This is a genomic window from Tabrizicola piscis (assembly GCF_003940805.1).
Taxonomy (GTDB): Bacteria; Pseudomonadota; Alphaproteobacteria; order Rhodobacterales; family Rhodobacteraceae; genus Tabrizicola; species Tabrizicola piscis.
The window spans coordinates 356,393-371,933 of sequence record NZ_CP034328.1 but is presented as its reverse complement, the minus strand read 5'-3'; the positions used below and the strand labels follow the sequence as shown (position 1 = coordinate 371,933).

The window sequence follows — 15,541 nt, the reverse complement described above, 5'->3', positions numbered from 1 at the left end:
TCTTCAAAGAAATCGCGCCGGAGCCTTCAAAGGCTCCGCTCCGGAATTTTCGAAAATTCCGGTGGCTCACCCCGGTCGTGGCAGCGCCAGATAAACGCTGTCGCACCACTCATCGCGCCATTGCATCGTCCGCGTCGCCCGGCCGGTTTCCACGAACCCCAGCCGCCCCAGCAGCCGAAGCGAGGCCGCATTTCGTGGGTCCGCCTCTGCCGTCAGTTCCGGCACGTCATGCGAGGCGAAAAGATGCGCGATGACCGCCACCATCGCCTCATGCGCCAGACCCTTGCCCCAATGGTCGGGATGCAGCAGGAACCCCACCTCCGGCAGCCGCCAGGCCCCGGCCTTGCCGATCACCCGGCCCTGATGTTCGATCAGGAAATCATCCTCACCCGGCGCCCCCGCAACCATGCCTTCCAGCCATTTCCGGCTTTCGTCCAGCGTCTCATGCTCGGGCGTCGACCAGTAGCGCATCGCCGCTGGCTGCGACAGCATGGCGTGGACATCGTCCAGATCCGTCATCCGGGCACGCCGCAGGGTCAGGCGGGCCGTGGTGATCATTCCGCCGGGCTCAACACCATGACCCCCGCCGCCGCCGCGCGGGCAAGGTCGGGGTCAAGCGACATCGGAATATACTCCCCCCGCCGCCACAACTCGCCCAGATCATCGTAATGGCGGCTCAGCGGATGGCCCGACTGCCCGGTGGCGGAGATGAAGACCGAACTGTCCGGGTCGGCGAAATCATAGACGCCGCGATAGCCGGCCGAATGGACGTTCTGGAACGGCTCGTCGCCCGTGCCGCGCGTCACCCCCCGCATCAGTGTGTCATCGCCGCCGGACGTGGACTGCCGGATGTTCACGAAATGCCGCAGGAACGGCACATCGCCCAGCACCGGATGGTCATGCGTCGCCTCATGCGCGTCGCCCCAGCGCCAGCTTTCGATGTTGTCGCCGTACTTCTCCCGCAACCGCAGCAGCGCCTCGTCCAAGGCGATCCGGGCCACATCGGTGCAGCTCTCCACCGCCGCCGACTGGATCACGTCACACCAGACCCCCGCACCGCCAACGTTGCGATAGACCCTCTCGATGAACACGGGAGAGATATGGGTGAAGCTGTCGGCCATCGCCCCCAGCTCATCGCGGATCAGCCGGTCCATCAGCGCCCGCATCCAGGCCTCGGCGATCAGGGGTTCGGGCAGATGCTCGTTCATCTCGCCGTTCCATTCGGCCAACAGCCCCAGTGCGCGCTGGCGAAAGCGTTCTGGCGTGCCTTCGGCTGCCGCCTCGCCGGTGAACCACAGGTCCGCCCCGATCAACGGCAGCAGGGCCCGCGCCGTCGGGTTCACCGTGTCCAGCTGCGCTTCGATGAAGCTTTCGCGCGTATGCACCTCACGCGCCTGCATCAGCGCCAGCCAGCGCTGGATGCGCTGGGTGTCGCCCCAGTCAAAGCTGACATGTTCCGGGAAGGGCCGGTTCACCGTCTTGTTGTTGGTATTGCCCAACAGGCCCGAGGTCGGATTGACGAAGCGCGGGTTCACCTCATAGGGCAGCACCCCGCGAAAGCCCGCCGCCGGGTCGGCCCCAAGGACGGGCAGCCGCCCTTGCGACGGATGGGCCGGATCCCGCGCCGGCATCGCGCCCACCACCTGCATGGCGATCCCGTCCAGATCCGCCAGCATCAGGTTCTGCGCCGGTGCCACCACCAGCCGCCCCGCCTCCAGTGCCGCAGGAATATCCCCCGCCCGCATCAGCCGCAGTGCCGCCGTCATCGACGTGTCCGCCCCGCTCAAAGCCGTCCAGCTGACCGCCGCGACATGGCCCGGCGGGGTGATCGAGGCCAGTTCGTAATGCGTCCCCGGCAGGATCGGCCCGTTGCGCGACCAGCGCAGGTTCAGCGTGACCGGGGCCGCATCCTTGACCGTGATGATCGACTGACGGCTTTCAAACGCCGCCCAGCCGTCGGGTGTCCGGTATTCCCCCGAATTCTCGGGGTTCAACTCTTCGATCAGCACGTCCTGATCATCGACATAGGCAGTGGTCAGCGCCCAGCCCAGCCGTTCCGACCGCCCGACCAGCACCGCAGGCACCCCCGGGATCGTCCCGCCGATGACGCCACCCGACTGCAACTCCAGCCGCGCAAGATACCAGATCGTCGGCGCCGTCAGGCCCAAATGCGGGTCGTTGGCCAAAAGGCTGCCCCCCGCCGCCGACCGCCCCGGCCGGGCGGCCCAGGAATTCGACGCTCCGGTCAGCCCCAGACCGGCCACCGGCGACAGCGGGCCAAGCGCAAAGTCCAAAGGCTGCGCTGAGGGGCTCACCCCCGGCACAAGGCTTGCATAGTCCGGCAGCGCCGCCACACCTTGCCCGGGATCATCCGGCAGGATGTCGGCCAGCCGCTCGGGCGACAGCAATAGCGACGTGCGCGCCCGCAGGACCTCGGTCTGCAGGGATCCGGTCAACTGGAGCGCCATCAGCTTCAGGATGGCGATCGAATCCGCCGGGGCCCAGGCCGCGATCTCGCTGGAAAACAGGAAGAACTCCGGCGCCCCACGCCCGCGCGCCCCGGCGTTGATCTGGTTGATCCAGGCGTTCACACCCGCCGAGTACGCCTTCAGCGCCGCCAGCGTCTCGGCGTCCTGCACCTCGACCGATTGCAGCGCCAATCCGTACAGGTCCAGCCGGCGCATCAGCTCGTCCACCTTCACCGTGGCCGGGCCAAAAGATTCCGACAGCCGCCCCTGCACCGTCCGGCGCAGCATCGTCATCTGCCACAGCCGGTCCTGCGCATGGGCAAATCCCAGCGCGAAATACACATCCGCATCCGTTGCGCCAAAGATGTGCGGCACATTGTCATTGTTGCGCACAATCTCGACCGGGGCCGAGATTCCCTGCACCGTGAAATCTTCGGAATAGTCGATCAGCGACCGGGTCAGGATGTAATAGGCCAGCAAAAGCACCAGCAGACCCAGCACAAGGGCACCGGTCACAAGACGGATCAGCCAGCGAAAAGCAGTCAGCATCGGGGCCCAGTTCTTGACGTCCGCAAGGTGATGGGTTCCTAGTCGATCAAGCCCGGAAGGGCAATGAGCGGGGAGTCGAAGATGGCAAAAGTCGCGTTTCTGGGTCTGGGCGTCATGGGCTTTCCCATGGCCGGGCATCTTGCTGCCAAAGGGCATGACGTCACGGTTTACAACCGCAGCCCGGCCAAGGCCGCGGCCTGGGTCGCCAAGCACAAGGGCAAGTCGGCGGCCACCCCGCGTGAGGCGGCCAAGGGCGCTGAATTCGTGATGGCCTGCGTCGGCAATGACGACGACCTGCGCGCGGTCTGCACTGGCCCCGATGGCGCCTTCGCCGGAATGACGCCGGGGTCGGTCTTTGTCGATCACACCACGGTGTCGGCAAAGATCACCCGCAAGCTTGCGGCGCAGGCCGCGACCACGGGCGTGGCTTTCGTCGACGCTCCGGTCTCTGGCGGTCAGGCGGGGGCCGAGAATGGCCAACTTTCCATCATGTGCGGCGGCGACCCTGCCGATTATGCGCGGGCGGAAGCCGTGATGGCGTCCTACGCCCGCATCTGCCGCCTGATCGGCGACAGCGGGGCAGGGCAACTGGCCAAGATGATGAACCAGATTTGCATCGCAGGCCTTATGCAGGGCCTGTCCGAGGCGCTGGCTTTCGGCCAGAAGGCCGGCCTTGACGGCGAAAAGGTGGTCGAGGTCATCTCTCAAGGCGCTGCCGGATCGTGGCAGATGGCCAACCGTCACAAGACGATGCTGGCCCACACCTTCGACTTCGGCTTCGCGGTGGACTGGATGCGCAAGGACCTTGGCATCTGCCTTGATACGGCAGACGAAATCGGCGCCAGCCTGCCCGTCACCGCCCTCGTGGACCAGTTCTACAAGGACGTGCAGCTGATGGGCGGGGGCAGGGGCGACACCTCCAGCCTGATCCGGCGGTTGAAGTAAGGCCGACTCCGCTTGATCCATCATCCGGTCCGCCGATGCCCCACTTCGGCCTCATGTCGATGGTCCAAGTTTCCGTGACACACCGCCTAGTCGGAGCACCCCATTGAGCCTGATCGAAGACCTGCACCGCGCCCGAACCGAAGAAGACGTCAAAGACGCCTACATCAAGGCGCTGGGGCTTAAGGCCGTATTCAAGGGTTTGGTCGACATCCAAACCCCCGAAATCTGGTTCGAAGCGAAAGAGACACCCACCCCACCGCTTCTGATGTTCGCGCAGTTGCTGACCTATGTCCGCGCCGCGCGCAAGCGGGGCGAGCCGATCCCCGGCTTTCTCTGCGTGATCGACCGCGAAAAGGCGGCCTTGATGCCGACCGAACACGCCTTGCCGCTGCTGAACGACCCAACCATCGTCTGGCCCAAATCAGGCTCTGCAGCCGACAAGGCGCTTGCAGCCCAGATCGCCCCGATCATCGAGACACATTTCATCCATTATCAGATTGATGGGTATGAGGCGGAATTCATCAAGGCCGTTAAAGACGCCGTGCGCGAAGGCCGCATCATCCGCACCCCCATCACGCCCGACAACCTGCGCCAGGTGTTCGACAAATGGGTGGCGATGGTTGGCGTCGAACTTGGCGTGAAGCGTGAGGCGGATTATGCCGTGCTGTTCTTTGCCGACATCATGCATGACGGGCACACAGCGACGATGGCCAACCTTCCCGCGCGCCTTTTGTTCAACGGCAACGACCCCGTTTTCATTATGGGGGCCGACCAATACGACCTTGCAAGTGCGCGCGGCTACCGCAACTTCTGGAACATCTACCACCGCCCGCCCGAACAGAAGCATCGGCACTATCTTCTGGAACGGCGCGACAGCCTGTTGCCGATGGACGATCAGAAGTTCAAGGGCGCGTTCTATACGCCTTTGCACATCGTCGACAAAGCCTACGACCAGTTGGCAGCGACGCTGGGCGCGGACTGGCAGCAGAGATACATCGTCTGGGATATGTGCGCTGGCGTCGGCAATCTGGAAGCCAAGCACAGCAACCTGCGCAATGTCTTCATGTCCACCTTGGATCGAGAGGACGTGACGATCATGCGCAGCAACCCGGCCTTCGCGGGGGCCGAGATTTTTCAGTATGATTACTTGAATGACGATGTGGATGATTTCGGGCAGATCGACTATGCGCTTTCTGGCAAAGTGCCGCAGTCGCTGCGGCAGGCGATTGCAGATGCGAAAGAGGGCAAGAAGGGCGCGAAGCCGATCTTGGTGCTGATCAACCCGCCGTATGCGGAAAGTGGATCAGGTATCGGCAAGGGAGACGAAAACAAGATCGGTGTCGAGAAAACGCGTATCAATGGATGGATGCGCGAAATGAATTTAGGTTACGCTAGCAAAGAGCTATTTACGCAGTTTCTGGTTCGTATTCGGCATGAGTTGCCAACTTCGACACTTGCCATGTTCAGTACCTTGAAATACATAAATGCTCCTAATTTTGAGGCGTTCCGAAGTTTATGGAGGGCGAAGTATCTGGACGGTTTTGTTGTCGAAAACAAGGCTTTCGATAGTCTCAAAGGTAGTTTTCCGATAGGCTTTTTGATTTGGGATCAGAGATTTCAGCTTTCGATCACCGAAATTCAGACGACGGTCCTTGATCGCAAGGGCTCGCTTGTCGGTGAGAAATCCTACGTGGTGCGACCGAACTCGAAGCTACTTAATGTCTGGATGGCTAAAACGAGCGCAAAGGGTGGCCCAGCGTTACCGTTATCGAACGCTCTGACCGTCGCAAGCAATCCACGGCCAAAAAGACAATACGCCGGGGCAGTGGGATATCTCTACGCTAGCAACAACGATATGCAGCACGCGGGACAAGAGACTTTGATCTCCTCCTCAATCTTCACTGGTGGTAATGGCGGTGGAATTTGGCTGACCGACGCAAACCTCTGGCAGGCAGCGATTGTCTTTGCCGTAAGAATGCTCACGGTGCATACATGGGTAAATCACAACGACCAATTCCTGCAACCCTCTCAGCCACTCTCGGAGGAGTTCAAATCTGATTGCTTGGTCTGGATGCTATTTTCTGGAAAGAACCTCACCGCTGGGGCGGACGGGCTGCGCTGGAATGATCGGGACTGGTCGCTGACCAATCATTTCATCCCCTTTGCCGAAGCCGAAGTTGGCGCAAAGGCGCGGTTCGAAAGCGATTTCATGGTGCGTTACATGGCCGGCATGGCATTCTCACCCGAAGCCCGCGCCGTGCTCGATCAAGGGCGCAAGCTTTTCCAACGCTTTCACGCGACCAGCTTCCCCAACAAGATCCGGCAGGACTACAAGCTCAACCGCGCCGATGCAGGCTGGTATCAGGTGCGCAAGGCGCTGGAAGCCCACAGCGATATCGTCACCGATTTCGCACCCTTCCGTGAGGCTTATGCCAATCTTGGTCAGAAGCTGCGGCCGATGGTATTCGAACTGGGCTTCCTGCCCGAATAGCTGCCGCACCAAACGCTTAACGCCACCCTAACGGAAAACGACAAGCCTTTGATAAACTTGTCGTTTCCGAAATGTCCCTGCCCGGGACACCCCGCCTTTACGGGATGATCCGGGTATACTTGACCCCACCCAGCGTCGCCCCCGCGATCAGCCCCTGCTGGCCAAAGACCAGCGCGATCACCGGGTCAAGCTCTGTCGTCTCCTTGCCGATGCTGGCACCCTGATCCGGGGTCGCATAGCGGATCTCCCCGCTGGCAGCCCAGCCACTGGACCGGCGGAACTCCTCCAACGCCTCGGGGGTCATGAAGAACAGGGCATGGGCATATTGCTGCGCGCCGATCTGGAACCCGATGGTGCCCTTGGTGGCGGAATAATAGTCCACCGTCACCCCTTGGATCCGCAAGGCCCCGCGCCCGTAGGACCCGCCGATCCCGAACCCGGCCTCGGTGATCAGGGGCATGTAAAGCACCCCCGACGCGCGGCTGGCCAGGTCTTGCGTGCCGGGGTAGCGCTGGAACAGGAAGTTCTGCGTCGCCTCGACCCGCGCGTCGATCTGCGCCGCCCCGTTCGACCCGATCCCGTTGTTGCAGGCCCCCAGCGCAAGCGCCGCCGCCCCCAGAACCAGCCCACGCCGTGTCATATCGGTATTGAACATCTCACTGCCCCTTTCATGCCTCGCGGGATCTATGGCCCCTTGCGATTTTTGTACCTTCATATGCCCGCTTTGTCATGTCTTTCCCGCCAGATCGGCGGCGGGACGCTCAGACTTGACGGCCTACCCGGTCAACGTCCGATAAAGCGCAAAGTCCTCGGCCGCGACCTCCTGCAGCAGGGCTTCGGTCGCGGGCGACAGGTCCGTCGCCCCCTTGGGTGACACGTTCAGCAAAGGCAGGATCACCTCGCAATCCAGCCGGTCCTCAAGGAAGGCGACAAAGCGGTCGATCTCCTCATACCGGAACAGCCGGTCCACCCCGACCCCCTGCCTTGGCCGCAAGAACCGGGCCTGGCTGCCCACATCGGCAAAGGGCGGCCGCGGGTCGCTGCACCAGGCGCGCACGAAGTCGTCAAAGCTCATCGCCGCGGTGGACCTGTCCGGATCCGTCTCCTCACGCTGGCGGAAGCGGTACCATGACCCCAGCCAGTCACGCGGTTCGCGCATTAGGGCGACAAGAGTGAAGCTGTCCTTCGAAGCGGCCTCAAGGTAGGGGCCGACAAAGCGCCGGTAGCGATGGACCGTAGTGTGCTTGAGCAGCGGCGGCCGCTGGATCGACACCGCCGCCAACGATTCGAGCGCGGCGGCAATCGCCGTCGATCCTGTCTTGGGCGTGGCCAGGAACGCCAGTCTTTGATCCCAGAACACCAGCATTCCTGCCCCTTTTCCTGCATCGCGCCGGATTGCACCGGCGTCGCGACTTTTCATCCTTGGTCGTAAACTATCCCTTAACCAAATCGCGCAAAAGCTGGGATTGTCAGAATCTGGTTGAAATGTTCCTGCTTTGGTCCCATAAGAACCGGAACACTTGGGGAACATTGGTCAGGATTGCCGCCTGCGGGTGGCTATGAAATAAGGAACGACAATATGGCGGTGGCAAACCTGCTCGACCTCAACGGGAAGCGTGACATGGACAAGGCGAAGGCTCTGGAAAGCGCGCTGGCGCAAATTGAACGTCAGTTCGGCAAGGGCTCGATCATGCGGCTGGGCGCCGACAGCCCGGCGATGGATATTGAGGCGACCTCGACCGGGTCGCTCGGTCTCGACATCGCGCTGGGGATCGGTGGCCTGCCCAAAGGCCGGATCATCGAAATTTACGGGCCGGAATCTTCAGGCAAGACCACGCTGACCCTGCATGTCGTTGCAGAAGAACAAAAAAAGGGCGGCGTCTGCGCCTTTGTTGACGCCGAACATGCGCTTGATCCGCAATATGCCAAGAAGCTGGGCGTGAACCTGGATGAACTTCTGATCTCGCAGCCCGACACCGGCGAACAGGCGTTGGAGATTGTCGATACGCTGGTCCGTTCTGGTGCTGTCAGCCTTGTGGTTGTCGACTCGGTCGCCGCGCTGGTGCCGAAATCGGAAATCGAAGGCGACATGGGCGACATGCAGATGGGCTCGCAGGCCCGGCTGATGAGCCAGGCGATGCGCAAGCTGACCGCCAGCATCGGGCGCAGCAACTGCATGGTGATCTTCATCAACCAGATCCGCATGAAGATCGGCGTGATGTTCGGGTCTCCCGAAACAACGACCGGCGGCAATGCGCTCAAGTTCTACGCCTCGGTGCGCCTCGACATTCGCCGCATCGGCTCGATCAAGGAGCGTGAAGATGTGGTCGGCAACACGACCCGCGTGAAGGTGGTCAAGAACAAGGTGGCCCCGCCCTTCAAGCAGGTGGAATTCGACATCATGTATGGCGAAGGCATTTCCAAGACGGGTGAGCTGGTGGACCTTGGGGTCAAGGCCGGTGTGGTTGAAAAATCCGGCTCCTGGTATTCCTACGGCGATGAGCGGATCGGTCAGGGGCGTGAGAATGCCAAGCAGTTCCTGAAGCAGAACCCCGCCGTCGCGATGGAGATTGAAGACAAGATTCGCGGCGCGAACGGGCTGGACTTCAACGTTGCCGGTGGCGGCGAAGAAGCCGACGTCGTGGATATGTAACCACAGACGCCAACAGCAAAGCCAAGGGCCGGAAGCACAGCTTCCGGCCTTTTTCGTCAGGGGAACACCCGCGTGGTGGACAGCCCCCGCGCGGGGGCTAAACGGTGGCGAAACCGCTGTTTTGCCTTCCGGAAGGGCCCGTCATGGCGTCACTGAACGACATCCGCTCCACCTACCTTGAGTTCTTTCGCCGCAACGGTCACAGGGTGGTCGACAGCTCTCCGCTTGTCCCGCGCAACGACCCGACGCTGATGTTCGCGAATTCGGGCATGGTGCAGTTCAAGAACCTGTTCACCGGGGTCGAAACCCGCGACTACAAGCGCGCGACGACGGCACAGAAATGCGTGCGTGCCGGCGGCAAGCACAACGATCTGGACAATGTCGGCTACACCGCCCGGCATCATACCTTCTTTGAAATGCTGGGGAATTTCAGTTTCGGCGATTACTTCAAGGATCAGGCCATCGCTTTTGCATGGGAGCTTTTGACCAAGGACTTCGGCCTGAACCCCGACAAGCTTCTGGTCACCGTCTACCATACCGATGATGAAGCGGCGGGCATCTGGAAGAAGGTCGCCGGTCTGCCCGACAGCCGGATCATCCGCATCGCGACGGATGACAACTTCTGGCGGATGGGCCCGACCGGCCCCTGCGGCCCCTGCACCGAGATTTTCTACGACCATGGCGACCATATCTGGGGCGGCCCGCCCGGCAGTGCCCAGGAAGACGGCGACCGGTTCATCGAGATCTGGAACAACGTCTTCATGCAGAACGAACAGTTCGCCGACGGGCGGCTTGTGCCGCTGGAGATGCAGTCGATCGACACCGGCATGGGGCTGGAGCGGATTGGCGCGCTGCTGCAGGGCAAGCACGACAACTACGACACTGACCTGATGCGCAGCCTGATTGAGGCTTCGGCCCACGCCACCAGCGCAGATCCCGACGGTCCGGGCAAGATCCACCACCGGGTGATCGCGGACCACCTGCGGTCGACCTCGTTCCTGATCGCCGATGGCGTGATGCCGTCAAACGAAGGCCGGGGCTATGTCCTGCGGCGGATCATGCGCCGGGCGATGCGGCATGCCCATATGCTGGGCGCGCATGACCCGGTGATGCACCGCCTTGTGCCCGCACTGGTACGCGGCATGGGGGCGGCTTACCCCGAGCTTGGTCGGGCGCAATCGCTGATCGAGGAAACCCTGCGGCTGGAGGAAACGCGGTTCAAGCAGACCCTCGACCGGGGGCTGAAACTGCTGGACGACGAACTCGCCCGCCTGCCCGAAGGCGGTGCCTTGCCGGGGGCTGCGGCGTTCAAGCTCTATGACACCTACGGCTTCCCGCTGGACCTGACGCAGGACGCCCTGCGCGAAAAGGGGCGTGAGGTGGACGTGGCGGGCTTCGACCATGCCATGCAGGAGCAAAAGCAGAAGGCCCGCGCCGCCTGGGTCGGCACCGGGGCTGCGGGCGATGCGCGGATCTGGTTTGACCTTGCCGAAGAACATGGCGCGACCGAATTCCTGGGCTATGACACCGAAACGGCCGAGGGTGTGGTTGCGGCCCTGGTTCGGGATGGGGCAGCGGTTGGCGCGGCGGCTACGGGTGAGACTGTGCAGATCGTGGTCAACCAGACCCCGTTCTACGCCGAAAGCGGCGGGCAGGTGGGGGACTCCGGCCTGATCCGCACGGCGACGGGCCTTGCCGAAGTGACGGATGTCAAAAAGGCCGCTGGCGTTTTCATTCACGTTGCCAAGGTGTTGGAGGGTGATCTTCTCAAAGGTCAACCCGCCAAGCTGGAGGTCAGCCACAGCCGCCGGTCGCAGATTCGCGCCAACCATTCGGCCACCCACCTTCTGCATGAGGCGCTGCGGCGGACGCTTGGTGATCATGTAGCACAACGCGGCTCGCTGAACGCCGCTGACCGCTTGCGGTTCGATTTCAGCCATTCGGCGGCAATCTCGGCGCCGGACCTGCAGACGATCGAGGCCGAGGTGAACGCCTTCATCCGCCAGAACGCCCCGGTCGAGACGCGGATCATGACCCCCGACGATGCCCGCGCCATCGGCGCGCAGGCGCTGTTTGGCGAGAAGTATGGCGATGAAGTGCGCGTCGTGTCGATGGGCGTGCTGGACGGGTCGGGCAAGGGCGCGGACGGCAAGACCTACAGCCTGGAGCTTTGCGGCGGCACCCATGTCGCCCGCACCGGTGATATCGGGGCGATGGTTCTTCTGGGCGACTCAGCCTCCAGCGCCGGGGTTCGGCGGATCGAGGCGCTGACGGGTCAGGCCGCGCTCGACCACCTGCGCCAGCAGGACGCGCGGCTGAACGACATCGCGACGATCATCAAGGCCCCGCCATCGGAACTGGCCGACCGCATCCGCGCGCTGTTTGACGAACGGAAAGCGCTCGCGAATGAGGTTGCACAACTGCGCCGCGAGGTTGCGATGGGTGGCAGTGCCGCTGGCCCGGAAGCCAAGGAAATCAATGGCATCCGCTTCATTGCTCAGGTGCTTTCCGGCGTGTCGGGCAAGGACCTGCCGGCGCTGATTGATGAGCTGAAGGCCCGGCTCGGCTCTGGCGCGGTGCTGCTGATTGCCGACACCGGGGCCAAGCCGGCGGTGGCCGCTGGCGTCACTGCTGACCTGACCGCGAAGCTTTCCGCCGTCACCCTTGTCAAGGCTGCGGCTGAGGCGATGGGCGGCAAGGGCGGGGGCGGGCGACCTGACCTTGCCCAAGCGGGTGGCGCGGATATCGCGCTGGCCGATGCAGCGATCAAGGCGGCTGAAGCCGCGATGGGGGGCTGAACCATGCCAACTGCACTCTGGATTGCCCATGTGCATGTGACCGATGCCGAGGCCTATGGCCGCTATGCCAAGGAGGCCGGTCCCGCCATCGCGGCCCATGGTGGCGTATTTCTGGCCCGGGGTGGGCGCTATGTCCAACTGGAAGGCAACGACCGCGCCCGCAATGTGGTGGCGCGCTTTCCCAGCTTGGAAAAGGCGGTGGAGTGCTACAATTCCCCCGCCTATCAGGCTGCCCTTGCCCATGCAAAGGGCGCCAGCCTGCGCGATTTGATGGTGGTTGAGGAAATCGAGTAAGGTTTTCCATAGAATGACCGGAATTTGTCTGCCAAGCGCGCGGTTCTTTGTTACAATAAAAGAAAAAGCAGGTTTGAGCAGATGAAACTTACGACCGATGGGGCACGCTGATGTGCCGCTGGGCCGCCTATACCGGGGCGCCGATCTTCCTTGAGGAGATCATCAGCCGTCCGGGTCACAGCTTGATCCACCAAAGCCATTGCGCGACGCAGTGCCATACGGCGATCAACGCCGATGGTTTCGGCATTGCATGGTATGGCGCGAAGTCGGAACCGGGTCTGTTCCGCGATGTTCTGCCCGCGTGGTCCGACCCGAACCTGCGCAGCCTGACGGCGCAGGTCCAGTCGCACCTGTTCCTTGCCCATGTCCGAGCGTCAACCGGAACTGCCACCAGCCGCAACAACTGCCATCCCTTCACCCATGGCCGGTGGAGCTTTATGCACAACGGTCAGGTCGGCGGCTATGACGCCTTCCGCCGCGACGCTGACATGATGATCCCCGAAACGCTTTATCCCCACCGCAAGGGCGCCACGGATAGTGAGGCACTGTTTCTGGTGGCCTTGGCCGAGGGGCTGGACGATGATCCGCGCGGCGCGTTGGAACGTGCGGCGGCCCGGTTCATCAGTCTTGCGCGCGCCAAGGGGCAGGGGCCGCATCTGCGGCTGACGGCGGCCCTGTCGGATGGCCAGCGGCTATACGCTGTGCGCTATGCGACCGACGATGCCGCGCCATCGCTTTACCACCGGTGGTCCGATACGCGCGGTGGCCGCGCCGTGGTGTCCGAACCGTTGGAGGCTGGGGAAGGCGGTTGGGACGAAGTTCCGCCCTACAGCTTCTGCACGTTCGAGGGGTCTGAGGTGCGGGTCGAGGATTTCTTGCCCTGCAGGCTGGCTGCCGCCGCCTGAACTTTTCGTCAGGCCCTTGTCAGACGCGCCGCCCGCCTCACATCGCCGGGCATGCGGTTCCTGATCCTTTGCCTTGCCATGGTCTTCTCCGACCCCGCCCTTGCGGCCGACCCGCTTGACGCGGCTCGTGCGCCCGGTGCGGTGCTTTTGATGCGCCACGCCACAGCGCCCGGAACCGGGGATCCGTCAGGCATGCGCCTTGGGGATTGCAGCACGCAGCGCAACCTTTCGGATGCGGGGCGTGATGAGGCGCGGGCCATCGGGGCACGGCTGCGGGACGCCGGGATCAGCTTTGGCCAGATCCTTGCCTCGGAATGGTGCCGCACGACGGAAACGGCAAATTTGTTGGGCCTTGGGCCCGTCACGCCGTTTCCACCCGCCAATTCCTTCTTTGGCAATCGGGCCACGGCTGACCAACAGACGGCCCAGGTTCTGGACCATCTTGCCGCTCTGCCGGAAGGGGACCGGGTGCTGATCGTGACCCATCAGGTCAACATAACCGCCCTGACCGGCATCACCCCCCGGTCGGGCGAGATTGTCGTGGCCCGACGCGGCGCATCGGGCCTGGAAGTGCTCGGCCGGCTGCCCCCTTGAAGGGGGTGCCGGTCAGTCTTTCCGCGACTGACGCTTGCGTTCGTTCGGGTCCAGCAGGCGCTTGCGCAGACGGATGATCTTGGGCGTGACCTCGACGAGTTCATCGTCGTCGATATAGGCAATCGCCTCTTCCAGCGACATCTTGATATGCGGGGTCAGGCGGACCGCCTCATCCGTGCCGCTGGCGCGGACGTTGGTCAGCTTCTTGCCCTTCAGCGGGTTGACCTCAAGGTCATTCTCGCGGCTGTGTTCGCCGATCAGCATACCGACATAGACCTGTTCCTGCGGGCCGATGAACATGCGGCCGCGTTCTTCCAGGTTCCAGAGCGCGTAGGCGACGGACACCCCCGCCTCGGTCGAGATCAGCACACCCTGACGGCGGCCCTGGATCGGGCCCTTGTGCGGCACCCAGCCGTGGAAGATGCGGTTGAGGACACCCGTGCCGCGCGTGTCGGTCAGGAACTGGCCCTGATAGCCGATCAGCCCGCGTGAGGGCACATGCGCGATGATCCGGGTCTTGCCGACGCCTGCAGGCTTCATCTCGACCAGCTCGCCCTTGCGCTCGCCGGTCAGCTTGTCGATCACGGCACCGGAATAGTCATCATCGACGTCGATGGTGACTTCTTCGATCGGTTCGTTCCGGACACCGTCGATGTCCTGAAAGATCACCCGGGGGCGCGAGATCGACAGTTCGAACCCTTCGCGGCGCATGTTCTCGATCAACACGCCCATCTGCAGTTCGCCGCGACCGGAAACTTCGAACGCCTCACCGCCGGGGGTGTCGGCGATCTTGATGGCGACGTTGACCTCGGCCTCTTTCATCAGGCGGTCACGGATGACGCGGGACTGGACCTTGCTGCCGTCACGGCCCGCAAGGGGCGAGTCGTTGATGCCGAAAGTCACGGTGATTGTCGGCGGGTCGATGGGCTGCGAGGGGAGGGCGGTGTCCACCTCCATCGCGCAAAGGGTATCGGCGACGGTGGCCTTGGTCATCCCGGCGAGGGTCACGATGTCGCCAGCGGTGGCTTCGTCGATGGTGGTCTGGGTCAGGCCACGGAAGGCAAGGATCTTGGTCACACGGAACTGCTCCAGCCGGTCGCCGGTGCGTGACAGGGACTTCAGCGTGGTGCCGGTGGTGATGCGGCCGGATTCGACGCGGCCGGTCAGGATACGGCCAAGGTAAGGGTCGGCGGACAGGGTGGTGGCCAGCATCGAGAAGGGTTCATCCACCCGGCTCAGCACCTTCGGGGCGGGGACGTGGGCGACGATCAGGTCGAACAGGGCGGACAGGTCCTTGCGCGGGCCGTCCAGTTCCTTGTCGGCCCAACCGGAGCGGCCCGAGGCGTAGACGTGTGGGAAGTCCAGCTGGTCGTCATCGGCACCAAGGTTGGCGAAAAGGTCGAAGACCTCATTCAAGGCGCGGTCGGGTTCGGCGTCGGGCTTGTCCACCTTGTTCAGCACCACGATGGGGCGGAGGCCGAGAGCCAGCGCTTTGGCCAGCACGAATTTCGTCTGCGGCATCGGGCCTTCGGCGGCGTCGACCAGCAGGCAGACGCCGTCGACCATCGACAGGATCCGCTCCACCTCGCCGCCAAAGTCGGCGTGGCCGGGGGTGTCGACGATGTTGATCCGCGCGCCGTGCCATTCGACGGAGGTACACTTGGCAAGGATCGTGATCCCGCGTTCGCGTTCGATGTCGTTGCTGTCCATCGCCCGTTCGGAAACGGCCTCGTTGGCGCGGAAGGCGCCGCTTTGCTTCAGAAGCTCGTCCACGAGGGTGGTTTTGCCGTGGTCGACGTGTGCGATGATCGCGATGTTGCGCAGTTCCATTGGGTCCAGTCCGA

The 15,541-nt window shown here is 63.1% G+C and carries 12 protein-coding genes; 7 read left to right on the top strand and 5 right to left on the bottom strand.

The window, feature by feature from the left end:
- Positions 1 to 66: 66 nt before the first annotated feature.
- Both EI545_RS01740 and EI545_RS01735 read right to left on the bottom strand, forming a co-directional pair.
- Complete coding sequence (locus EI545_RS01740; RefSeq protein WP_125323866.1) at positions 67 to 558, bottom strand: GNAT family N-acetyltransferase; 492 nt, start codon at positions 556 to 558, stop codon at positions 67 to 69.
- Complete coding sequence (locus tag EI545_RS01735) at positions 555 to 3,017, bottom strand: penicillin acylase family protein (protein WP_125323865.1); 2,463 nt, start codon at positions 3,015 to 3,017, stop codon at positions 555 to 557. The genes EI545_RS01740 and EI545_RS01735 overlap by 4 nt, the downstream gene beginning before the upstream one ends.
- An 81-nt stretch (positions 3,018 to 3,098) precedes the next feature.
- Here EI545_RS01735 and EI545_RS01730 point away from each other — a divergent pair, with 81 nt between their 5' ends.
- Both EI545_RS01730 and EI545_RS01725 read left to right on the top strand, forming a co-directional pair.
- Positions 3,099 to 3,962, top strand: a complete 864-nt coding sequence (locus EI545_RS01730) for an NAD(P)-dependent oxidoreductase (RefSeq protein ID WP_125323864.1) — start codon at positions 3,099 to 3,101, stop codon at positions 3,960 to 3,962.
- A 103-nt stretch (positions 3,963 to 4,065) separates the two neighbouring features.
- Positions 4,066 to 6,453: a hypothetical protein gene (locus tag EI545_RS01725; RefSeq protein ID WP_125323863.1), complete on the top strand. Its 2,388-nt coding sequence runs from the start codon at positions 4,066 to 4,068 to the stop codon at positions 6,451 to 6,453.
- Between the two features lie 97 nt (positions 6,454 to 6,550).
- On the opposite strand, the gene EI545_RS01720 is transcribed toward EI545_RS01725, so the two are convergent.
- Together EI545_RS01720 and EI545_RS01715 are read right to left on the bottom strand one after the other, a co-directional pair.
- Positions 6,551 to 7,108, bottom strand: coding sequence for a lipid-binding SYLF domain-containing protein (locus EI545_RS01720; RefSeq protein WP_125323862.1), 558 nt, complete (start codon positions 7,106 to 7,108; stop codon positions 6,551 to 6,553).
- 120 nt (positions 7,109 to 7,228) lie between these two features.
- Positions 7,229 to 7,819 (bottom strand): hypothetical protein, encoded by a 591-nt coding sequence (locus tag EI545_RS01715; protein ID WP_125323861.1) that lies wholly within the window; start codon positions 7,817 to 7,819, stop codon positions 7,229 to 7,231.
- 213 nt (positions 7,820 to 8,032) lie between these two features.
- Here EI545_RS01715 and recA point away from each other — a divergent pair, with 213 nt between their 5' ends.
- From recA to EI545_RS01690, 5 genes are all read left to right on the top strand, one after another.
- Complete coding sequence (gene recA / locus EI545_RS01710) at positions 8,033 to 9,106, top strand: recombinase RecA (protein ID WP_125323860.1); 1,074 nt, start codon at positions 8,033 to 8,035, stop codon at positions 9,104 to 9,106.
- A 143-nt stretch (positions 9,107 to 9,249) separates the two neighbouring features.
- Complete coding sequence (gene alaS, locus EI545_RS01705) at positions 9,250 to 11,904, top strand: alanine--tRNA ligase (RefSeq protein WP_125323859.1); 2,655 nt, start codon at positions 9,250 to 9,252, stop codon at positions 11,902 to 11,904.
- Between the two features lie 3 nt (positions 11,905 to 11,907).
- On the top strand, positions 11,908 to 12,198 hold the full coding sequence (locus EI545_RS01700) for a DUF1330 domain-containing protein (protein ID WP_125323858.1): 291 nt from the start codon (positions 11,908 to 11,910) through the stop codon (positions 12,196 to 12,198).
- 110 nt (positions 12,199 to 12,308) lie between these two features.
- Positions 12,309 to 13,103, top strand: coding sequence for a class II glutamine amidotransferase (locus EI545_RS01695; protein ID WP_125323857.1), 795 nt, complete (start codon positions 12,309 to 12,311; stop codon positions 13,101 to 13,103).
- A gap of 51 nt (positions 13,104 to 13,154) precedes the next feature.
- A complete protein-coding gene (locus tag EI545_RS01690) occupies positions 13,155 to 13,697 on the top strand; it encodes a histidine phosphatase family protein (RefSeq protein ID WP_125323856.1) in 543 nt (180 codons plus the stop codon).
- Between the two features lie 12 nt (positions 13,698 to 13,709).
- Here the strand turns inward: EI545_RS01690 and typA are convergent, their stop codons facing one another.
- Positions 13,710 to 15,527, bottom strand: coding sequence for a translational GTPase TypA (gene typA / locus EI545_RS01685; RefSeq protein ID WP_125323855.1), 1,818 nt, complete (start codon positions 15,525 to 15,527; stop codon positions 13,710 to 13,712).
- Between the last annotated feature and the right edge of the window lie 14 nt (positions 15,528 to 15,541).

Coding starts and splice junctions, on each gene's coding strand:
- EI545_RS01740 (WP_125323866.1), bottom strand. CDS start 558: ATGATCACCACGGCCCGCCTGACCCTGCGGCGTGCCCGGATGACGGAT.
- EI545_RS01735 (WP_125323865.1), bottom strand. CDS start 3,017: ATGCTGACTGCTTTTCGCTGGCTGATCCGTCTTGTGACCGGTGCCCTT.
- EI545_RS01730 (WP_125323864.1), top strand. CDS start 3,099: ATGGCAAAAGTCGCGTTTCTGGGTCTGGGCGTCATGGGCTTTCCCATG.
- EI545_RS01720 (WP_125323862.1), bottom strand. CDS start 7,108: ATGTTCAATACCGATATGACACGGCGTGGGCTGGTTCTGGGGGCGGCG.
- EI545_RS01715 (WP_125323861.1), bottom strand. CDS start 7,819: ATGCTGGTGTTCTGGGATCAAAGACTGGCGTTCCTGGCCACGCCCAAG.
- recA (WP_125323860.1), top strand. CDS start 8,033: ATGGCGGTGGCAAACCTGCTCGACCTCAACGGGAAGCGTGACATGGAC.
- alaS (WP_125323859.1), top strand. CDS start 9,250: ATGGCGTCACTGAACGACATCCGCTCCACCTACCTTGAGTTCTTTCGC.
- EI545_RS01700 (WP_125323858.1), top strand. CDS start 11,908: ATGCCAACTGCACTCTGGATTGCCCATGTGCATGTGACCGATGCCGAG.
- EI545_RS01695 (WP_125323857.1), top strand. CDS start 12,309: ATGTGCCGCTGGGCCGCCTATACCGGGGCGCCGATCTTCCTTGAGGAG.
- EI545_RS01690 (WP_125323856.1), top strand. CDS start 13,155: ATGCGGTTCCTGATCCTTTGCCTTGCCATGGTCTTCTCCGACCCCGCC.
- typA (WP_125323855.1), bottom strand. CDS start 15,527: ATGGAACTGCGCAACATCGCGATCATCGCACACGTCGACCACGGCAAA.